The sequence below is a fragment of the Cellulosimicrobium sp. EB106-03-01-XG111 genome (assembly GCF_058792115.1).
This window is the reverse complement of record NZ_JBYTEQ010000019.1, coordinates 1-19554: the sequence shown is the minus strand read 5'-3', so window position 1 is coordinate 19554 and position 19554 is coordinate 1. Positions and strand designations below refer to the sequence as shown.

Genomic DNA, 19554 nt, shown 5'->3' with positions numbered 1-19554 from the left:
GGAACGTGAGCCCATGGTGGGGCACCACCCCCCGTGCGGCAACAGCGCGCCGGGGCGCCCGGCGGGTCGTCCGACGGCGCGCTCCCCCGCCGTCCCAGGCGCTCGCCCGCTCCTTTGCGAGCACTCTCGCCGAATCCCGGACGGATGTGACCGCGCTCACCGCAGGAGGTCTACACTCGCCAGGTCGGGGCCCCGGTCGTGCGGCCGTCCGCCCCGTCGTACCGTCGTACCGTCACGCCGCCCCCGGGCGGCCGCCGCGGTCGGCGGGACCGCACCAGAGTCGATGCGCACCGGAGGTCAGCGTGCCAGAGAACGAGCCCGAGGCCGCAGCAGCGGCCACCACGTCCAGCCTGGAGAACCTCCTCCACGAGACCCGGAGCTTCCCCCCGAGCCCCGAGTTCGCCGCGCAGGCGAACGCGCAGCCCGAGCTGTACGAGGAGGCGCGCGCCGACCGGCTCGCGTTCTGGGCGCGGCAGGCGAACGACCTCGTCACGTGGCAGACCCCGTTCACCGAGACCCTCGACTGGTCGCAGGCGCCCGTCGCGCGCTGGTTCGCCGACGGCACGCTCAACGCCGCGTACAACGCGGTGGACCGCCACGTCGAGGCGGGTCTGGGCGACCGGGTCGCGATCCACTTCGAGGGCGAGCCGGGCGACACCCGGACGGTCACGTACGCCGAGCTGCAGCGCGACGTCTCGCGCGCGGCCAACGCGCTCGCGGCCCTCGGCGTCGAGACGGGCGACCGCGTGGTCATCTACCTGCCGATGGTCGTCGAGGCCGTCGTCGCGATGCTCGCGTGCGCGCGCATCGGCGCCCCGCACTCGGTCGTGTTCGGCGGGTTCTCCGCCGACGCGCTGCGCAGCCGCATCGCGGACGCCGAGGCGAAGCTCGTCGTCACGGCCGACGGCGGCTACCGCCGCGGCGCGGCCTCCGCGCTCAAGCCCGCGGTCGACGAGGCGCTCGCGCCGAAGGAGGGCGCGGAGCCGACGACGGTCGAGCACGTCCTCGTCGTGCGCCGCACCGGCCAGGACACCGCGTGGACCGAGGGCCGCGACGTGTGGTGGCACGACGCGCTCGAGGCCGCCGACCCGACGCACACCCCGGTGTGGGTCGAGGCGGAGCACCCGCTGTTCATCCTCTACACGTCGGGCACCACGGGGAAGCCCAAGGGCATCCTCCACACCACGGGCGGCTACCTCACGCAGGCCGCGTACACGCACCGCAACGTGTTCGACCTCAAGGCCGAGACCGACGTCTACTGGTGCACCGCCGACATCGGCTGGGTCACGGGCCACTCGTACGTCGTCTACGGCCCGCTGCTCAACGGCGCGACGCAGGTGATCTACGAGGGCACCCCGGACTCCCCGCACCAGGGCCGCTGGTGGGAGATCGTCGAGAAGTACCGGGTCTCGATCCTCTACACCGCGCCGACGGCGATCCGCGCGTGCATGAAGTGGGGCGAGGAGATCCCCGCGAAGTTCGACCTGTCGTCGCTGCGCGTGCTCGGGTCGGTGGGCGAGCCCATCAACCCCGAGGCCTGGATGTGGTACCGCCGCGTCATCGGTGGCGACCGCACGCCCATCGTCGACACGTGGTGGCAGACGGAGACGGGCGCGATCATGATCTCGCCGCTGCCGGGCGTCACGGCGGCCAAGCCGGGCTCCGCCCAGGTACCGCTGCCGGGCATCGTGGCGGACGTCGTCGACGACGAGGCGCGCTCCGTGCCGAACGGGGGCGGCGGGTACCTCGTGCTGTCCGAGCCGTGGCCGTCGATGCTGCGCGGCATCTGGGGCGACCTCGAGCGCTTCAAGGACACGTACTGGTCGCGCTTCCCGGGCATCTACTTCGCGGGCGACGGCGCCAAGAAGGACGAGGACGGCGACATCTGGCTGCTCGGCCGGGTCGACGACGTCATGAACGTCTCGGGCCACCGCCTCTCCACGACGGAGATCGAGTCCGCGCTCGTCTCGCACGAGACCGTGGCGGAGGCCGCGGTCGTCGGCGCGAGCGACGACCTCACGGGCCAGGCCGTCGTCGCGTTCGTCATCCTGCGCGGCGAGCACGCCGGCCGGGCGTCGGACGCCGACGGCGCGGCCGCCGTGCAGACCGAGCTGCGCAACCACGTGGCGAAGGAGATCGGCCCGATCGCCAAGCCGAAGCGCATCCTCGTCGTGCCGGAGCTGCCGAAGACGCGGTCCGGGAAGATCATGCGCCGCCTCCTGCGCGACGTCGCGGAGAACCGGACGGTGGGCGACGCGACGACCCTCGCGGACTCGTCCGTGATGGAGCTCATCTCGGCGGGCCTGCAGAAGCCGTCGTCCTCGGACGACTGACGCGCCGCACGCCGACCACGGGGTCGGTGCCGTCGTCCGCGCGACGACGGCACCGGCCCCGTTGTCGTGCGCCGACCGCCCGGCCGGTGCGCACGGCGATATGCCCGTGCCCGGCGTCCCCGCGACGGCGTAGCGTCGAGGCGTGCCCCGCGTCCCCGCGGCCGACGGCCGCGCCCTCCTCGTCGAGCAGCTCGACCTGCGCAGCGACTGCTCCCGCTGCACCGGGCTGTGCTGCGTGGGCCTGCACCTCGTGCGGTCCGCCGACTTCGCGATCGACAAGCCCGCCGGCACGCCCTGCCCGAACCTGCGCACGGACTTCGGCTGCGGCATCCACGCCCGGCTGCCCGAGTCCGGCTTCCCCGGGTGCGTCGCCTACGACTGCCTGGGCGCGGGCCAGCGCGTGACCGCGGCTGTCCGGGCGGCGCACGACGGCGCGACCTGGCGCGACGACCCCGCCGCCGCGCGCGACGCCTTCGCCGCCCTGCCCGTCGTCACGCAGCTCCAGGAGCTGCTCTGGTACCTCGCGGAGGTGCTCGCGCTCCCCGCGGCCGCCGCCGTGCACGACGACGCCCGGCAGGCGCTCGACCGCACCGCGCCCCTCGTCGACCTCGCCGCGGCGGACCTGCTCGCGCTCGACGTCGGCGCGGTCCGTCGCGACGTCGGTCCGCTGGTCGACCGGGCGAGCGCGCTCGTGCGGGACACGGCCCGGGCGGGTCGGAGCCTTGACGCGCGGCACCGCCCCGCACAGGACGGCGCCACGCGGCACCACGGCACGCGCGCAGCGGCCCCGCCCGACGACGGAGCGCGGCACCGCGCTCCGGGCGCCGGGCTGCGTCGTCGGCTGCGGCCGGGAGCCGACCTCGTCGGTGCCGACCTCCGCGGGCTGGACCTCACGGCGTCGGACCTGCGGGGCGCGCTGCTCCTGGGTGCCGACCTGCGGGAAGCGCGGCTCGACGCCGTCGACCTGCTCGGCGCCGACCTGCGGGGCGCCGACGCGCGCGGCACGGACCTCTCCCGGGCGCTGTTCCTCACGCCGGCGCAGGTCGGCGCCGTCCGCCGCGACGAGCGCACCGCGCTCCCGGCCGTGCTGGCCTGACCCTCCCCCGGCCGCGCACCCCGCGAGGTCGGCGCCCGCGGACGAGGTCGGCGGGCGAGGTCGGCGGTCGCGACCGCCGATCCCGCCTCCGGGTGCCGATCTCGGCGGCCGTCGTCAGCGGAGCGCGGCCCGCCGCGCGAGCGGAGCCGCCACGACCGCGCACACGACGACGAGCACCGCCGCGCCCCACGCGAGCGCGCCGTACGAGGAGAACCCGATGATCGCCCCGGCGAGGATGCCGCCGACGGCGCCGCCCGTGTTCATCGCGAGGTCGGACAGGCCCTGCACGGCGGTGCGCGACGGCCCGGGCGTCGCGTCGACGAGCAGCGCCGACCCGGCGACGAGCCCGCACGACCACCCGAGCCCCAGCAGCACCAGGCCGACCGTGAGACGCGCGGAGTCCTCGCCCGGCGCGCCCGCCACGACGACCGCCGCGGCGAGGAGCAGCGCGCCTCCGGCGTACAGCACGCGCGCGTGCCCGAGCCGGTCCGCGAGCCATCCGACCACGGGGCTCAGCGCGTACATGCCCGCGATGTGGGCGCTGATCACGAGCCCCACGACCTGGAGCGTCGCGCCGCCGTGGTTCATGTGGACCGGGGTCATGGACATGAGGCCGACCATGACGAGGTGGCTCAGCACGATCGCACCGAGGGCGAGGCGCGCCGTCGGGCTGGCCGCGACCACGGCCCAGCCGGCGCGCAGGCCGTCGCGCCACGACGCGGGGCCCGGCGCGGCGCCACCCTCCGCGTCACCCGCGCCCACCGCACCCGCCCCCGAGGGCGCACGCGAGGCGAGCAGCGGGTCCGGGCGCAGCCACACCGCGACGACGGTCGCCGCGAGCGCGAACGCGAGCGTCGCGAGCACGAACGGGGCCGCGCTCGGCGCGGTGCTCCCGTGCTCGGCGTGCGCGTCCCCGAGGCGCAGGGCGGGGCCGGCGACCCGGTCGGCGACGCCCGCGAGCGTCGGCCCGACGACGGACCCGACGGTCGTCGCCCACACGACCACGGACAGGTCGCGGGCCCGGCGCTGCGGCGTCGCGAGGTCCGTCGCGGCGAAGCGGGAGGCGAGACCGGCGGCCGTGCCGGAGCCGAAGAGCAGCATCGCCACGACGAGCAGCGGCCACGAGCCCAGCAGGACGGCCACCGTCGCGAGGAGGGCGCCGCCGGTCGCGAGGCCGAAGCCGAGCAGGAGCGACGGCCGACGGCCGCGCCGGCCCGCGACCTGGGCGAGCGGCAGCGCGACGAGCGCCGCGCCGACGACGCCGGAGGTCGACGTGAGCCCTGCGATCGCGTCGGACCCGGACAGCGCCGAGGCGACGAGCGGCGCGACGGCGATGCCGCTCGCGACCCCGACGCCGGACAGCACCTGGGTCGCGGCGAGGGTCGTCAGGGTGCGGCGCTGCGTCGGCAGGGCGGGCGCGTCGGCCGCGGCCGGGGCGGGCTCGCGCTCGGGGTACGGGTCGGGGGACTCGGTGCTCACGGGTGCACGCTAGGGCTCGACGGCGGGCGCTGACGAGACCTCACGCCGCCACCGGTCGCCGAGATCCTGCCGCGGGGCCGCGCTCGGGCCGTCGGCCGAGCGCCCGCAGCACGCCGCGTGCCGCCTCGCGCCCCGCCCGGTTGGCCCCGATCGTGGAGGCGCTGGGTCCGTAGCCGACGAGCTGGACGCGCGGGTCGCTCGCCGCCGTCGTGCCGTCGAGCACGATCCCGCCGCCGGGCGCGCGCAGGCCGAGGGGCGCCAGGTGGTCGAGCGCGGCCCGGAACCCGGTGGCCCAGAGGATGACGTCGGCGGGCTGGTGCAGGAGGCCGTCGTCGTTCGCTCCGGGAGCCCACTCGACGCCGGTCGCCGTGACGCGCGCGAACATCGGCCGACGCCGCAGCACCCCGCTCGCGATGCCCGCGCGGTAGCGGGGCGTGAGCGGCAGGCCCGTCACCGAGACGACGCTCCCGGGCGGCAGGCCAGCGGCCGTCCGCTCGGCGACGCGCGCGACGGCGGCCCGGCCCAGCTCGGGCGAGAACTCCTCCTCGACCCACACGGGCTCGCGGCGCGTCACCCACGTCGTGCCCGACGCGTGCGGCGCGATCTGGAGCAGGAGCTGCGTCGCGGACGCCCCGCCACCGACGACCACGACGTGCTGCCCCGCGAAGTCCTCGGCGGCGCGGAAGTCGTGCGTGTGGAGCTGGCGACCTAGGAACGTCTCCATCCCGGGGTAGCGCGGCCAGAACGGGCGGGTCCACGTGCCGGTCGCGTTGACGAGCGTGCGCGTGCGGACGACGACGTCGCGCGCGTCCGGCCCGGCGCCGACCGTCGCGCGGACCCGCAGGAGCGCGGGGTCGTCGGGGTCGTCGCGCACGTCGTGCACCGTGCCGGGGCGCACCACGCGCAGGTCGTTCTCGCGCTCGTACGCCGCGTAGTAGCGCGGGACGGCGACGTTCGCGCGCTCGCCCGGGTCGCCGGCCGGGAGCGGGACGCCCGGGAGGTCGTGCACGGCGTGCGTCTCGGCCATCGTCAGCGCGTCCCAGCGGTCCTGCCACGCGCCGCCCGGGCCGCGACCGCCGTCGAGCACGAGCGGGTCGAGCCCGGCGCGCCGCAGGTGGTACGCGGCCGACAGCCCAGCCTGCCCCGCACCGACGACCACGACGTCGTGCACGGTCCCGCCCGGGCCGATCGGGTCCGCGCCCGCCGTGCCCGGTGCCGCCGTCTCTCGCCCGTGCGTCCGCTCGCTCACGCCGACCACAACGACCCGCCCTGACGGAACCTTCCCGCCCCGAGGTGAGGTGTCGAGCACGGGGTTGCCGTCCTCATCGCGCTCTGGACGACGGCAACCCCGTGGTCGAGGGCGCACGACCCCGTGCTCGGCGACGTCCCGCCGCGCGTGCTGCCCGCGCTCAGGCGCGTTCCGGGACGCGACCGAGCGTGCGGACCGGCCGGACGGCGAGGAGCGCCACGACCGTGAGCGTCCCCACGACCGCGCCGACCAGGAGCACCCGGTCCGTCCCGAACGCGGCCACGGCGGGACCGGCCAGCGCGGCCCCGATCGGGTACATCCCGACCGACCCCGCGACCTCGTAGGCGTGGACACGGTTGAGCACGTCGCCCGGCACCTGCGTCTGCACGCTCGTGGCCCACATGACGCCCCACACCCCGACCCCGACGCCCACGAGCACCTGCGCGACGGCGAGCGCCCCGACCGGCCAGCCCAGCACGAGCCCCAGCGGGTAGAGCGGGTAGCCCACGAGCGCCACCGCGCCCGCGGCGAGCGGCCGCCGCGGCTTGTACCGGATCGCGAGCAGCCCGCCGACCACGGTCCCGACCCCGAGCGCGCTGTTGAGCACGCCGAACGCGGTCGCCCCGTGCGTGGGCACGACGACGCTCGCCGCCAGGGGGAGCTGCGGCCCCCAGGCGAGCACCGCGTAGACCATCCAGATGACGACGACACCCCACAGCCACGTGCGGGAGCGGAACTCGTGCCACCCGACGGCCAGGCTGCGCCACAGCCCGGTACCCGCCGGGGGCGCCGGCACGACGCCGAGCCGGAGCGCGAGCAGGCACAGCGCGCTCGTCGCGTACGCGACCGCGGAGAGGATCATCACCCCGCCGGTCGACCCGAACCCGACGAGGACGCCCGCGAGCGCCGGGCCGCCGAGGCCGGTGATCGCCTCGGAGGTCCGGAGGATGCCGTTCGCCCCCTGGACGTCGCGCGCGACGAGCGGCACGGTCGACGCAGCGCCGGGCTGGAACAACGCGTTGGCGGTGCCGGCGACCGCGAGGAGGGCGTAGAGGTGCCAGAGGTGGTCGATCCCCCGCACGAACAGGATCGCGAGGAGCACGTGCGCGGCGAGGTTCGCGAGGTCGGCGACGATCATCATCCGGCGCGCGGTGAACCGGTCGGCGAGCACGCCGCCGAAGAGCACGAGGCCCGCGAACGGGGCGACGAGGAACGCCATCGCGTACCCCGCGACCGCGAGCCCGTAACCCGAGGCGAGCAGCCCGGCCGAGACCGCCACCGGCAGCATCGCCCAGCTGAGCAGCCCCGCGCTGCGCGCGGTGAAGTAGTACCGGAAGTTCCGCGACCAGACGGCCGGTCCCCCCGGTCTGCCCGGTTCCCCCGGTCCGCCCGGTTCCCCCGGTCTGCCCGGTTCCCCCGGTCCCCCGGCCGGCCGGTCCGGGGCCCTCTCCTGGACCGGGACCCTCACCGCCGCGACCTCCGCCGCCTCCTCGACCGCGCACCCGCCCATGCCGCCTGCCTCTCAGCCCGTCGCCGTCGTCCGACCGGTCGGACGACGCCGGGGCGGGCAGGCCGACGCGGCCCCCCGGGTCCCGCGCCTCACGGCCGGTCGCTCACGGACGTGACAACCGTCACCCCGTCCCGAACCTTCCCGCCACGACGACGCCGTCCCGCAGGCGGGGGGCGGCGCGCGTTCGGTCGTGCGCGGGCGCCGGGGGCAAGATGGACCGGTGGAGACCGCGATCCTCTGGCACACCGGGCCGCTCATCGACGACGTCGAGATCGCGCAGGTCCACGACCTCGCCGCGGCGGCGGAGCGGGAGGACGGCGTCGCGCCCCTCTCCGAGCAGCCGCTGCTCAACCTGCGCGAGGCGACCGACGACGTCGTGCACCTCCTCACGTGGCGTGGCGGCGAGCTCGCCGGCTACGCGCAGGTGGACAAGCGCGGGGACGCGCCGAGCGCCGAGCTCGTCGTGCGCCCGGCGCACCGCCGCCACGGCCTCGGCTTCCACCTCCTCGGGAGCGCCGCGGACCGCGCCGTCGAGCCGCGCCCGTCCGAGCGCGCCGCGGACACGGGCACCCCGCACGAGCACCTCCCGGACGGGGGCCCGGCGGACGGCGCCCCCGCGCCGACCCCCTCCCTCGGCAGGGGCGTCCCGCCGCTGCGCGTGTGGGCCCACGGCGACCTGCCCGCGGCGCAGGCCCTCGCCGCACGGGCGGGGTACGCCGTCGTGCGCGAGCTGCTCGTGCTCGAGCGCCCGCTGGGCGGCCCGGCGGAGCACCCGCGCCCTACGGTCCCGGCAGGCCTGCGGCTGCGCGCGTTCGTACCCGGGGACGACGACGCGGCGTGGGTCCGGGCGAACGCGCTCGCGTTCGCGCACCACCCGGAGCAGGGCCGGCTCACGGTCGACGACCTGGCCGCGCGGATGCGCGAGGACTGGTTCGACGCCGCCGGCCTCCTGCTCCTCGAGCGCGACCCGGCGCCCGGCGGCGGTGCGCCCGAGCTCGTCGGGTTCGTCTGGACCAAGATCCCGGCGGGCCAGCCGGACGCCGTGCGCGAGGGCGAGATCTACGTCGTCGGCGTGGTCCCGTCCGCCCAGGGCGAGGGGCTCGGGCGGCTGCTGACCGCCGTCGGGCTCGCGCACCTCGCGGAGCGTGGGGCACGCACGGCGGTGCTGTACGTGGACGGCGACAACGTCCCGGCGGTGCGGACGTACGAGCGGGCGGGGTTCGTGCGGCGCGCCGTGCACGTGCAGTACGCCCGCCCCGCCCGCTGACCCCCGCACCGACCGCGGCGACCGCGCGGTGACCCGCGTCACGCACCGTTCATCATCTGGTGCCACCATGAACCCATGACCGACACGTCCACGCAGCGCACCCTCGACCCGGATCTCGCCGCGCACATCGCGGAGCACATCGCCGAGGAGCCGGAGATCGAACCGGTGGGTGCGGAGCTCGACCTCGGTCCGCTGCCCGACGACCGGTTCGCCGACCGCGAGCTGAGCTGGCTCGCGTTCAACCAGCGCGTGCTCGAGCTCGCGGAGGACCCGAGCCAGCCGCTGCTGGAGCGGGTGCGGTTCCTCGCGATCTTCGCGTCCAACCTGGACGAGTTCTTCATGGTCCGCGTCGCCGGCCTCAAGCGCCGCATGGCGACGGGCATCGCGGTCACGGCCGCCTCGGGCCTGTCGCCGCGCCAGGTGCTCGACGCGATCAGCGAGCGCGCGCACGAGCTCATGGACCGCCACGCGCGGGTCTTCGCCGACGACGTGCAGCCGGCGCTCGCCGCCGAGGGCATCACGCTCGTGCACTGGGACGAGCTGGAGACGCGCGAGCAGGAGCGCCTGCACAAGTTCTTCCGCAAGCAGATCTTCCCCGTGCTCACGCCGCTCGCCGTCGACCCGGCGCACCCGTTCCCGTACATCTCCGGGCTGTCGCTCAACCTCGCGGTCGTGGTGGCCAACCCGACGACGGGCAAGGAGCACTTCGCGCGCGTCAAGGTGCCGCCGCTGCTGCCCCGGTTCATCGCCGTGGACGCGCGGGGCCGCCCGAGCGCGCCGACGTCGCAGACGGCGTCGCCCGACCGCGGGCCGACCTCGTTCGTGCCGATCGAGGAGGTCATCGCCCAGCACCTCGACCACCTGTTCCCCGGCATGGAGGTGCGCGAGCACCACCTGTTCCGCGTCACGCGCAACGAGGACGTCGAGGTCGAGGAGGACGACGCGGAGAACCTGCTCCAGGCGATGGAGAAGGAGCTGCTGCGCCGCCGGTTCGGCCCTCCCGTGCGCCTCGAGCTCACGCCGGGCATCAGCCCGCGCATCCGCGCGCTGCTCGTGCGCGAGCTCGGCGTCGTCGAGGAGGAGGTGTACGAGATCCCGCTGCCGCTCGACCTCACGGGCCTCAACCTCATCGCCGACCTCGACCGGGCGGACCTGCACTTCCCGCCGTTCGTCCCGACGACGCACCGCCTCCTCGCCGAGGTGGAGAGCTCGTCCCCGACGGACGTGTTCGCCGCGATCCGCGAGCGCGACGTCCTGCTGCACCACCCGTACGACTCGTTCTCGACGTCGGTGCAGACGTTCCTCGAGCAGGCGGCGGCCGACCCGGCGGTGCTCGCGATCAAGCAGACGCTGTACCGGACGTCGGGCGACTCGCCGATCGTCGACGCGCTCATCGACGCGGCCGAGGCGGGCAAGCAGGTGCTCGCGCTCGTCGAGATCAAGGCCCGGTTCGACGAGCAGGCCAACATCTCGTGGGCGCGCAAGCTCGAGCAGGCGGGCGTGCACGTCGTGTACGGGATCGTCGGGCTCAAGACGCACTGCAAGCTCTCGCTCGTCGTGCGCCAGGAGTCGGACGGCCTGCGCCGCTACTGCCACGTCGGCACCGGGAACTACCACCCGAAGACGGCGCGCCTGTACACCGACCACGGCCTGCTCACGTGCGACCCCGACGTCGGGCAGGACCTCACGCGCCTGTTCAACCAGCTCTCCGGGTACGCGCCGCAGTCGCGGTTCCACCGCCTGCTCGTCGCGCCCCGCACCGTCCGCTCCGGCCTCGTCGAGCGGATCGACCGCGAGGCGGTCGCCGCGCGCGCGGGCCACGAGGCGTGGGTCAAGATCAAGGTCAACTCCGTAGTCGACGAGACGACGCTCGACGCGCTCTACCGCGCGTCGCAGGCGGGCGTGAAGGTCGACCTCGTGGTGCGCGGGATCTGCGCCGTCCGCCCGGGCGTGCCCGGGCTGAGCGAGAACATCCGCGTGCGCTCGATCCTCGGCCGGTTCCTCGAGCACTCGCGCATCTACGCGTTCGCCAACTCCGCGGGACCCGCCATCGGCGAGGGCCCGGAGAGCGGCCCGGAGGTGTTCATCGGGTCGGCCGACCTCATGCACCGCAACCTCGACCGCCGCGTCGAGGCGCTCGTGCGCATCACCGACCCCGACCAGGTGATGGAGCTGCTCGACCTGCTCGACGCGTCGATGTCCGAGCGCACGGCGTCGTGGCACCTCGACGCCGACGGCACGTGGCACCGCCCCGACACCGCGCCCGACGGCTCCCCGCTCGTCGACCTGCAGGCCAGCCTCGTCCAGCGACAGCGCCGCCGGCTCGTCGGGAGGCGGTAGCGGATGGGAGTGCCGTCCTCCGCGCTGCGCGGCGGCGTGCCCCTCGTGGACACGCTCGGCCCGACGCACGTGTCGCACGCGCCCGTCATCGAGTCGGCCGGTGCCCTCGTGTGGCGCGTGCGCGACGACGAGCTGCAGGTGCGTCTCGTCCACCGGCCCCGCTACGACGACTGGTCGTGGCCGAAGGGCAAGCTCGACCCGGGCGAGACGTTCCAGGCGGCCGCGGCGCGCGAGGTCGCCGAGGAGACGGGCAAGCCGGTCGTGCTCGGGGTCCCGCTGCCCGGGCTGCAGTACCTCACGCCCGAGGGCCGCGTGAAGCGCGTGCACTACTGGGCCGCACGCCGGGCGTCGGGCCGGTCCGACGCCGGCGCGCTCGCCGCTCGCGCCCCCGTCCCGCCGGTGTCGCCCCAGGAGATCGACCGCGCCGCGTGGCTCTCCACGGACGACGCCGCGCGGCGCCTCACCCGGCAGGCCGACCGGGCGCCGCTCGAGGCGCTCGTGCGCGAGCGTGACGAGGGCCGGGTCGCGACGCACGTCGTCGTCATCGCGCGCCACGGCAAGGCCGTGGCGCGGTCGGCGTGGCACGGCGACGAGCAGGACCGCCCGCTCACGCCCGCGGGCCACGCCCAGGGGGTGGCGCTCGTGCCGGTGCTCGCGGCCTACGGCGTCGAGACGATCGTCACGAGCCGCTGGGACCGCTGCGCCCAGACGATCGCGCCCTACGCGACCGCCTCCGGGCTCGCCACGGTCAGCATCGACCACCTCACCGAGGCGCAGCACGAGCGCTCCCCCGCGCGCGTCGCGCGGACGGTCCGGGAGCTGCTCGAGGCGGAGCGGTCGTCGGTGCTGTGCACGCACCGGCCCGTGCTGCCCACCGTGCTCGACGTCCTCGGCCAGCACTCGCGCCGACCGGTCGCGAACGCCCTCCCCGCGCACGACCCGTTCCTCGAGCCCGGCGAGATGATCGTGGCCCACGTGGCACGCACGCCCAAGGGCCCGCGCGTCGTCGCGGCGGAGAAGGTCGCCCCGCCGCTGCACTGAGACCGGGCCGACGTCGCCGCGCGGGCGACGTCCGGACGCACGACGGCGCCCCGTCGGTGGGCGAGAGCCCTCCGACGGGGCGCCGTCGTCGTGCGGGGACCGGCGTCGCCGGTGCGGGTCAGAGCAGGATCGGGCTGAGGATCCAGTAGACGACGGCCGCGACGAGCGCGGCGGCGGGGATCGTCAGCACCCATGCGGCGCCGATGTTCTTGGCGACGCCCCAGCGCACCGCGGACAGGCGCTTGGTGGCGCCGACGCCCATGATCGCCGAGGTGATGGTGTGCGTCGTCGAGACGGGCGCGTGGAAGATGAACGCGTTCGCGTAGAGCACGACCGCCGACACCGACTCGGCGACGAAGCCGCGCGCCGGGTCGAGCTCGATGATCTTGCGGCCGAGCGTGCGCATGATGCGCCAGCCGCCCGCGTAGGTGCCGAGCGAGATCGCCGTCGCGGCCGACAGCTTGACCCACAGCGGGATCGTGTTGTCGTCCTGGAACCCGCCCGCCACGAGGGCGAGCACGATGACGCCCATCGTCTTCTGCGCGTCCTGCAGGCCGTGGCCCAGCGCCATCGCGGCGGCGGAGGCGGTCTGCGCGATCCGGAACCGGCGGAACGCCCGGGCGGGCGCCGCGTTCCGGAACACCCACAGCAGCAGGACCATGAGCGCGAACGCGAGGCCGAAGCCGATCAGCGGCGAGAAGATCATGGGGAGCACGACCTTGTCGAGGATCGCGTCCCAGTGGACGGTGATCCCGGACGCGAGCCCGACGCCCGCGAGGCCGCCGATGATCGCGTGCGTCGACGACGACGGCAGGCCCAGCCACCACGTGATGAGGTTCCACGTGATGGCACCGACCAGCCCGCACAGGACGATGACGAGCCCCTGGTGGGGTGGCACGTCGCCGACGGCGACGATGTCCTCCGCGATGGTCTGCGCCACGGCCGTGCCGAGCAGCGCGCCGATGAGGTTGAACACCGCCGCCATGAGGAGCGCCGCGCGCGGTGTGAGGGCCCGGGTCGACACCGAGGTCGCGATGGCGTTCGCGGCGTCGTGGAACCCGTTGGTGTAGTCGAACGCCAGGGCGAAGGCCACGACGACGACGACGAGCACTGCCTCCACGGGGCTCAGGACTCCTTGAGGGCGATGGTCTCGACCGTGTTGGCGACCTTCTCGAAGGCGTCGGCCGCCTGCTCGAGGACCTCCACGATCTCCTTGAGCTTCATGAGGAGGACCGGGTCGGACACGTCGTCGAAGAGCTCGGCGAGCAGCTTGCGGTGGACCTTGTCGGCCTGGTTCTCCAGGCGGTTGACCTCGACCCAGTACTCGGGGAGGTCGTCCATGGAGCGCAGGCGCGGCATGGCCTCGGCCGTGAGCTCCGACGCCCGCTGGAGCACCTGGACCTGCTCGGACACGCGGGCCGGGAGCTCGTCGACCTTGTAGAGGACGATGAGGTCCGCCGCCTCCTCCATGTAGTCCATGCAGTCGTCGAGCGCCGACGCGAGGGCGTAGATGTCGTCCCGGTCGAACGGCGTGACGAACGTCTGGTTGAGGCGTCGCATGATCGAGTGCGTCGCGTCGTCCGCGAGGTGCTCGGTCTCGCTCAGCTGCTTCGCGAGCTGCTTGCGCGTGGGGCGGTCCGCCCCCAGCAGCTCCGCGAGGAGCGTGGACCCTGTGACCAGGTGCTGCGCCGAGGCGGCGAGGAGGTCGAAGAACGAGGTGTCGCGCGGTGTCAGGCGCAGGCGCACGGGGGGCTCCGGAAGGGACGCGGGGTAGGGGTCTGAGCTGGCGTCGGCCGCGAGGGCCGCTCGGCCGCCGGGGGAACCGGACGGTCGGGGTGGTCACGATCTCTGGTCGGATGATCTCTCGGTGAACGCACGTCGAACTCTCGTCAAATGTAGCCGACGCGCGGAGCGATGCTGGAATCGTCGGGTCCAAGGTCCCGGATGCTCAGGACGCCCACAGCCTGCGCCCGGCGTCTTCGCCGGTGCGGCCACCGCGCCCGCGCACCGCACGAGGCGGTGGGCGGGGGGAAGTAGTGACGCCGGACCGGGAGCGCCTCTCGGCGCGTGGCCGCTCGTAGCGGCTGAGTGTGGAGCCCGGGGCTACCGCGGCCCGGCGTCGAGATCCATCGTACGTGCCGCACCCCGGTCGGGGTACCCGTGTTCGCGCTCCGCGAGACCGCCCCCGCCCGCCGTGCAGGCCGACGGCGGATCCCGCACCCTCCGCGCCCGCGAGGTCCCGACAGGCCCGACCAGGAGGTTCCGGTCGGCCGAGCAGGCGGTCTCGGCTCGTGACATGGCACGGACGCGCCAGGTCCGCCTGCTCGGCGACGACCGGGGCCTCGCAGCGGGGAGGGTGCGCGCTCAGTCGAGGCGGTCGGCGCGCCAGAGCTCGGCGGCGTGCTCGAGCTCCTGCGCGGTCCGCAGCAGCGAGCCCGCTCCCCGGGTCGTGCGCAGGGCGCCGTCGGGGTCGGCGACCTCGCGCGCGTCGGCGTCGAACGCGGCGCCGGTGGCGAGGATGCGGCAGAACGACCCCGCGCGCTCGAGCGCGACGGCGAGGTCGCCCGTGAAGACGCCGGACAGCACCGCGTCGGCGAGGTCGCGCACGTCCTGCGGCCCCGGCGGCCGGGGCACCCCCGCGATCGCCTCGTGGACGGGCGCGGCGTCGACCCCGAGCCGGTAGCGGAGGGTGACGGTCTGCGGGTCGCGGCGGACCCACTCGCGCAGGACGTAGAGCCGCCAGAGCGCGCCGGGCAAGGAGTTGGGCGCGGCGTCGGACCACAGGCCGGCGACGACGTCGAGACCCTCGGTCTCGACGAGGTGGACGAGCCGCTCGACGACCTCCGGGTCCTCGGTGTCGCGGGCCCGGTGCACGATCGCGTGCGCGGTGGTGTGCGCGACCCGGTCGCGGAGCGCGGGGTCGAGCTCGCCGGGCAGCTCGTCGGCGTCGCGCGGGTCGAGCATGGCAGGGCGGCGGGGTCGCTGCGTGCGGTCGGACCGACCGGGGTCGGGCCGCGCTCCGGGGGTAGGGACGTAGTCTGGCACCCGCCCAGTCTCCACCCGGCGCCGGGACGCGCGCAGCCTCCGGGGCGCCGCTCGGGGCCCCACCCCGTTCACCGCGCCACGGTCGGGACCCCGCCCTACAGTGACGACAGAGGGACGACAGGAGCTGCCACCGGCTCCGGGACGGAGCGGAGGGCGAGATGTCGAGCAGCGGCGCAGCAGGTCAGAGGACCGTGAGCGAGCGGAGCGCCCATCGGAAGGCGATCGGTCTCGCCGTCGCCGCCGCGGTCGGCGGCTTCCTCTTCGGGTTCGACAGCTCGGTCATCAACGGCGCCGTCGCGGCGATCGAGGGACAGTTCGACCTCGACTCCGCGGTGACGGGGCTCGTCGTCGCGATCGCCCTCCTCGGCTGCGCGCTCGGCGCATGGTCGGGCGGACGCCTGGCCGACCGGTGGGGCCGCACGCGCGTCATGGTGTTCGGCGCCGTGCTGTTCTTCGCCTCCTCGATCCTGTCGGCGATCGCCTGGTCGGCCTTCGACCTGGCGATCTGGCGGTTCATGGCGGGTGTCGGCATCGGTATCGCGTCGGTCATCGCGCCCGCGTACATCGCGGAGATCGCGCCGGCCCGGCTCCGCGGCCGCATGGGCTCGCTGCAGCAGCTCGCCATCACGATCGGCATCTTCGCCGCGCTGCTCTCCGACCAGCTCCTCGCGGAGACGGCCGGCGGAGCGTCCAACGAGCTGTGGCTCGGCTGGGAGGCGTGGCGCTGGATGTTCCTCGTGTGCGTCATCCCCGCGGCGGTCTACGGCATCCTCGCCCTGCGCATCCCCGAGTCGCCCCGGTACCTGGTGGCGAAGGGCCGGGACGCCGAGGCGCGCGCCGTGCTCGAGTCCGTGCTCGGGCCGGACGAGGACGTGGACGACCGCATCGCGCAGATCCACCGCTCGATCGCCGTCGACGAGCAGAACGCGCAGGAGGGCACGCTCAAGGGTTCGGCGCTCGGCCTCAAGCCGATCGTGTGGGTCGGCATCCTGCTCTCGGTGTTCCAGCAGTTCGTCGGGATCAACGTGATCTTCTACTACTCGACGACGCTCTGGCAGGCCGTCGGCTTCGACGAGAGCCAGTCGTTCCTCGTCTCGACGATCACGTCCGTGACGAACGTCGCGGTGACGTTCATCGCGATCGCGCTCGTCGACAAGGTGGGTCGGCGCCCGATCCTGCTCATCGGCTCCGCCGGCATGACGCTCTCGCTCGGCATCATGGCGCTCGCCTTCACGCAGGCCAGCGGGAGCGGGGACAACATCAGCCTGCCGGACCCGTGGGGCCCGATCGCCCTCGTGGCCGCGAACGCGTTCGTCGTGTTCTTCGGGGCGTCGTGGGGCCCGCTCGTCTGGGTCCTGCTGGGCGAGATGTTCCCGAACCGCATCCGCGCCGCCGCCCTGGGCGTGGCGGCCATGGCGCAGTGGCTGGCGAACTTCGCCATCACCCTGACGTTCCCGCCGATGCTCGCCGCCTTCGGCGCCTCGATCCCCTACTTGATGTACGCGATCTTCGCGGCCCTGTCGTTCGTCTTCGTCCTGAGCAAGGTGCCGGAGACGAAGGGCGTCGAGCTGGAGGACATGGGCAACCAGGCCGGGGGCCGCTCCGCGCGCTGACCGCCCTCCGGGTCGCCACCGAGCCCGGGCCCTCCCCCGCCGCTGCGGCGACGAGGAGGGCCCGGGCTCCGTCGTTCCCACGCGGGCTCGACGGGCGGGAATTCCTTGCCCCACACAATGGTTGCTGAAAGCAACTTCGCGGAGTATGCTTGCCTGCAGCAACCAAGGAGTGCCCGTGCCTGTGACCGCCCCTCCCGCGACCGACGTCGCGGACCCCGGACTCACCCCCGACCCGTCCCCCGCGGCGGGTCTCGTCCGCGCGCTCGACGACCTCGCGCGCGCCCAGCGGGAGTCCGCCGTCCGGATCGCCCGCGACCTCGACATGCCGCGCGCGTCGTTCGGGCTCCTCCGGATGCTCCAGCACTGCGGCCCCGTCCAGCTCGGGGACGTCGCGGCGAAGCTCCGGGTCGACCTCTCCGTCGCGAGCCGCCAGGTGAGCCACCTCGTCGACGCGGGCCTCGTGCGCCGCACGGTGGACGACGACGACCGGCGGGCCCGGACCGTCGAGCTCACCGAGGAGGGTCGTGCGCTCCTGGTACGGGCGTACGCGCACATCGACGTCCTCGCCGCGACGACGTTCGCGGAGTGGGGCGACGAGGAGATCGTCGAGGCCACGCGCCACATCGAGCGCGTCGCCGCGGCGGTCGTCGCGGTCCACGACTCCCCCCGCAGCGCCGGGTGACCGCGGCGCCCGGCGGCCCCGCGCCGTCGGGCACGTCCCCCGACCGCCGACCGCACCGCGGACCGGCCCCCGACCACCTGACACCGCCCCCGACACGTGCGCCCCGCCCCGGCCTCGTGAGCAAGGAACCCAGCGCCTGATGACCAGCACCCCCGCAGAACGCACCGCACCGCCCGGCACCGCCGGCGCCCCCGCACCGATGACCCGCCGCGAGGTCATGGAGTCCCTCTCCGGGATCCTCCTCGGCATGTTCGTGGCGATCCTCGCGAGCTCGATCGTCTCGAGCTCGCTCCCGAAGATCGTCAGCGACCTCGACGGCTCGCAGTCGTCGTACACGTGGGTCGTCACCTCGACCCTCCTCGCCATGACGATCTCGACCCCCATCTGGGGCAAGCTCGCCGACCTCACCAACCGCAAGGTCCTCATCCAGATCGCGCTCGTCGTCGCGGTCGTGTCCTCCGCGCTCGCGGGGCTCTCGCAGAACGTCGGCACCCTCATCGCGCTGCGCGCGTTCCAGGGCATCGGCGCCGGTGGCCTCATGGCGCTCGCCACGGTGCTCATCACCGACATCATCTCGCCGCGCGAGCGCGGCAAGTTCATGGGCCTCATGGGCGGCATCATGGCCGTCAGCCAGATCGGCGGGCCGCTCCTCGGCGGTGTCCTCACCGACGCCGTGAGCTGGCGCCTCAACTTCTTCGTGGGCCTGCCGTTCGCCATCGCGGCGATCATCGTGCTCCAGCGCACGCTGCACCTGCCGAAGGTCGCGCGCCGCGTCGTGCGCATCGACTACTGGGGCGCGATCCTCATCAGCGCCGGCGTCTCCTCGCTCCTGCTGTGGGTCACGTTCGCCGGGCAGAACTTCGAGTGGCTGTCGTGGCAGACGTTCGCCATGGTCGGCGGCGCGGTCGTCGCGCTCGTCGGTGCCGTGCTCGTCGAGCGCGTGACGCCCGAGCCCCTCATCCCGCTGCACCTGTTCAAGAACCGCACGTTCGTCCTCGCGGTCGTCGCGTCCGTCGCGGTCGGTGTCGCGATGTTCGGCACCGCCGTGTTCCTCAGCCAGTACATGCAGGTGGCGCGGGGCAAGACCCCGACCGAGTCCGGGCTGCTCACGATCCCGATGATCGTCGGCACGTTCGTCGCGTCGACCCTCTTCGGCCAGCTCATCACGCGCTACGGCCGCTACAAGGCCTTCATGGTCACCGGCGGCGCGGTCCTCGTCGCCTCGCTGTTCGCGCTGTCGACGATCGACTACCACACGAGCTTCACCCTGATCAGCGTCTACCTGTTCTTCCTCGGCGTGAGCATGGGCATGCTCATGCAGAACCTCGTGCTCGCCGTGCAGAACACGCTCGCCGTGGAGGAGATGGGCGCCGGGACCTCGACCGTGGCGTTCTTCCGCAGCCTCGGCGGCGCGATCGGCGTGTCCGTGCTCGGCGCGGTGCTGGCGAACAAGGTCACGACGTCGATCCAGGACGGCCTCACGCAGCTCGGCGTCCCGGCCGGCTCGATGGGCGGCGGCAACGCCGTGCCCGACGTCTCGACCCTGCCCGCACCGGTCAAGGACCTCGTGGAGAAGTCCTACGGCGACGGGATCGCCGAGATCTTCCTCGTCGCGGTGCCGCTCGCGCTCGTCGCGCTCATCGCCGTGTCGTTCCTCAAGGAGGTGCCGCTCGGCACCAAGACCGGCCTCCAGGAGCGCCTCGAGAAGGAGGCCGCCCTGCTCGGCTCGGACGCCCCGGTGGACGCCACCCCCGGACGCATCACGCTCACGGAGGAGACGGAGTCCACGCTGGTCGGCGCCTACGAGCCCGCGGGCGTGGTCGACGACGAACCGCGTCGGCACTGACGGACGACGACCGCACGCACGACGGAGGGGCGCTCCCCGGCTCGGCCGGGGAG

General features: G+C 74.6%; 14 protein-coding genes. 8 read left to right on the top strand and 6 right to left on the bottom strand.

All coding sequences use genetic code 11. The annotated features are described in order from the left end of the window. Positions 1 to 302: 302 nt before the first annotated feature. Both acs and AC3WT4_RS14970 read left to right on the top strand, forming a co-directional pair. Positions 303 to 2333 carry an acetate--CoA ligase gene (acs, locus tag AC3WT4_RS14975; protein WP_074810366.1) on the top strand — a complete coding sequence of 677 codons (2031 nt, stop codon included), beginning with the start codon at positions 303 to 305 and terminating at the stop codon, positions 2331 to 2333. A 142-nt stretch (positions 2334 to 2475) separates the two neighbouring features. Further along, positions 2476 to 3429 carry a pentapeptide repeat-containing protein gene (locus AC3WT4_RS14970; protein WP_257418050.1) on the top strand — a complete coding sequence of 318 codons (954 nt, stop codon included), beginning with the start codon at positions 2476 to 2478 and terminating at the stop codon, positions 3427 to 3429. Positions 3430 to 3543: 114 nt separating this feature from the next. Here the strand turns inward: AC3WT4_RS14970 and AC3WT4_RS14965 are convergent, their stop codons facing one another. The 3 genes from AC3WT4_RS14965 to AC3WT4_RS14955 form a co-directional block, all read right to left on the bottom strand. Further along, on the bottom strand, positions 3544 to 4908 hold the full coding sequence (locus tag AC3WT4_RS14965; protein ID WP_108050290.1) for an MFS transporter: 1365 nt from the start codon (positions 4906 to 4908) through the stop codon (positions 3544 to 3546). A 40-nt stretch (positions 4909 to 4948) separates the two neighbouring features. Then, entirely contained in the window at positions 4949 to 6157 is a 1209-nt protein-coding gene (locus tag AC3WT4_RS14960) for an FAD-dependent oxidoreductase (RefSeq protein WP_428978471.1), read from the bottom strand. Between the two features lie 160 nt (positions 6158 to 6317). After that, entirely contained in the window at positions 6318 to 7667 is a 1350-nt protein-coding gene (locus tag AC3WT4_RS14955; RefSeq protein WP_492315809.1) for an MFS transporter, read from the bottom strand. 220 nt (positions 7668 to 7887) lie between these two features. On the opposite strand from AC3WT4_RS14955, the gene mshD reads away from it, so the two are divergent. From mshD to AC3WT4_RS14940, 3 genes are all read left to right on the top strand, one after another. Then, complete coding sequence (mshD, locus tag AC3WT4_RS14950; RefSeq protein ID WP_492315808.1) at positions 7888 to 8934, top strand: mycothiol synthase; 1047 nt, start codon at positions 7888 to 7890, stop codon at positions 8932 to 8934. A 75-nt stretch (positions 8935 to 9009) separates the two neighbouring features. Further along, entirely contained in the window at positions 9010 to 11274 is a 2265-nt protein-coding gene (locus tag AC3WT4_RS14945; protein ID WP_074810374.1) for an RNA degradosome polyphosphate kinase, read from the top strand. 3 nt (positions 11275 to 11277) lie between these two features. Then, positions 11278 to 12315, top strand: a complete 1038-nt coding sequence (locus AC3WT4_RS14940; protein ID WP_492315807.1) for an NUDIX hydrolase — start codon at positions 11278 to 11280, stop codon at positions 12313 to 12315. 118 nt (positions 12316 to 12433) lie between these two features. On the opposite strand, the gene AC3WT4_RS14935 is transcribed toward AC3WT4_RS14940, so the two are convergent. The 3 genes from AC3WT4_RS14935 to AC3WT4_RS14925 form a co-directional block, all read right to left on the bottom strand. After that, on the bottom strand, positions 12434 to 13435 hold the full coding sequence (locus tag AC3WT4_RS14935; protein WP_021482998.1) for an inorganic phosphate transporter: 1002 nt from the start codon (positions 13433 to 13435) through the stop codon (positions 12434 to 12436). Between the two features lie 5 nt (positions 13436 to 13440). Continuing rightward, positions 13441 to 14061, bottom strand: coding sequence for a DUF47 domain-containing protein (locus AC3WT4_RS14930; RefSeq protein WP_021482999.1), 621 nt, complete (start codon positions 14059 to 14061; stop codon positions 13441 to 13443). 618 nt (positions 14062 to 14679) lie between these two features. Continuing rightward, a complete protein-coding gene (locus AC3WT4_RS14925) occupies positions 14680 to 15279 on the bottom strand; it encodes a hypothetical protein (protein WP_043655142.1) in 600 nt (199 codons plus the stop codon). Between the two features lie 239 nt (positions 15280 to 15518). Between AC3WT4_RS14925 and AC3WT4_RS14920 the strand changes: the two genes are divergently transcribed. The 3 genes from AC3WT4_RS14920 (at position 15519) to AC3WT4_RS14910 (ending at position 19501) form a co-directional block, all read left to right on the top strand. Beyond that, the gene (locus AC3WT4_RS14920) at positions 15519 to 16973 is read left to right on the top strand and encodes a sugar porter family MFS transporter (RefSeq protein WP_074810376.1); all 1455 of its coding nucleotides are present in this window, start codon (positions 15519 to 15521) and stop codon (positions 16971 to 16973) included. 181 nt (positions 16974 to 17154) lie between these two features. Further along, positions 17155 to 17655 carry a MarR family winged helix-turn-helix transcriptional regulator gene (locus tag AC3WT4_RS14915; protein WP_167405783.1) on the top strand — a complete coding sequence of 167 codons (501 nt, stop codon included), beginning with the start codon at positions 17155 to 17157 and terminating at the stop codon, positions 17653 to 17655. Between the two features lie 139 nt (positions 17656 to 17794). Then, positions 17795 to 19501, top strand: a complete 1707-nt coding sequence (locus AC3WT4_RS14910; RefSeq protein ID WP_492315806.1) for an MDR family MFS transporter — start codon at positions 17795 to 17797, stop codon at positions 19499 to 19501. Positions 19502 to 19554: the final 53 nt, after the last annotated feature.

Excerpts from the sequence above, each read along its gene's own strand:
- AC3WT4_RS14955 (WP_492315809.1), bottom strand. The coding sequence starts at position 7,667 with ATGGGCGGGTGCGCGGTCGAGGAGGCGGCGGAGGTCGCGGCGGTGAGG.
- AC3WT4_RS14945 (WP_074810374.1), top strand. The coding sequence starts at position 9,010 with ATGACCGACACGTCCACGCAGCGCACCCTCGACCCGGATCTCGCCGCG.
- AC3WT4_RS14940 (WP_492315807.1), top strand. The coding sequence starts at position 11,278 with ATGGGAGTGCCGTCCTCCGCGCTGCGCGGCGGCGTGCCCCTCGTGGAC.
- AC3WT4_RS14925 (WP_043655142.1), bottom strand. The coding sequence starts at position 15,279 with ATGCTCGACCCGCGCGACGCCGACGAGCTGCCCGGCGAGCTCGACCCC.
- AC3WT4_RS14920 (WP_074810376.1), top strand. The coding sequence starts at position 15,519 with ATGTCGAGCAGCGGCGCAGCAGGTCAGAGGACCGTGAGCGAGCGGAGC.
- AC3WT4_RS14910 (WP_492315806.1), top strand. The coding sequence starts at position 17,795 with ATGACCAGCACCCCCGCAGAACGCACCGCACCGCCCGGCACCGCCGGC.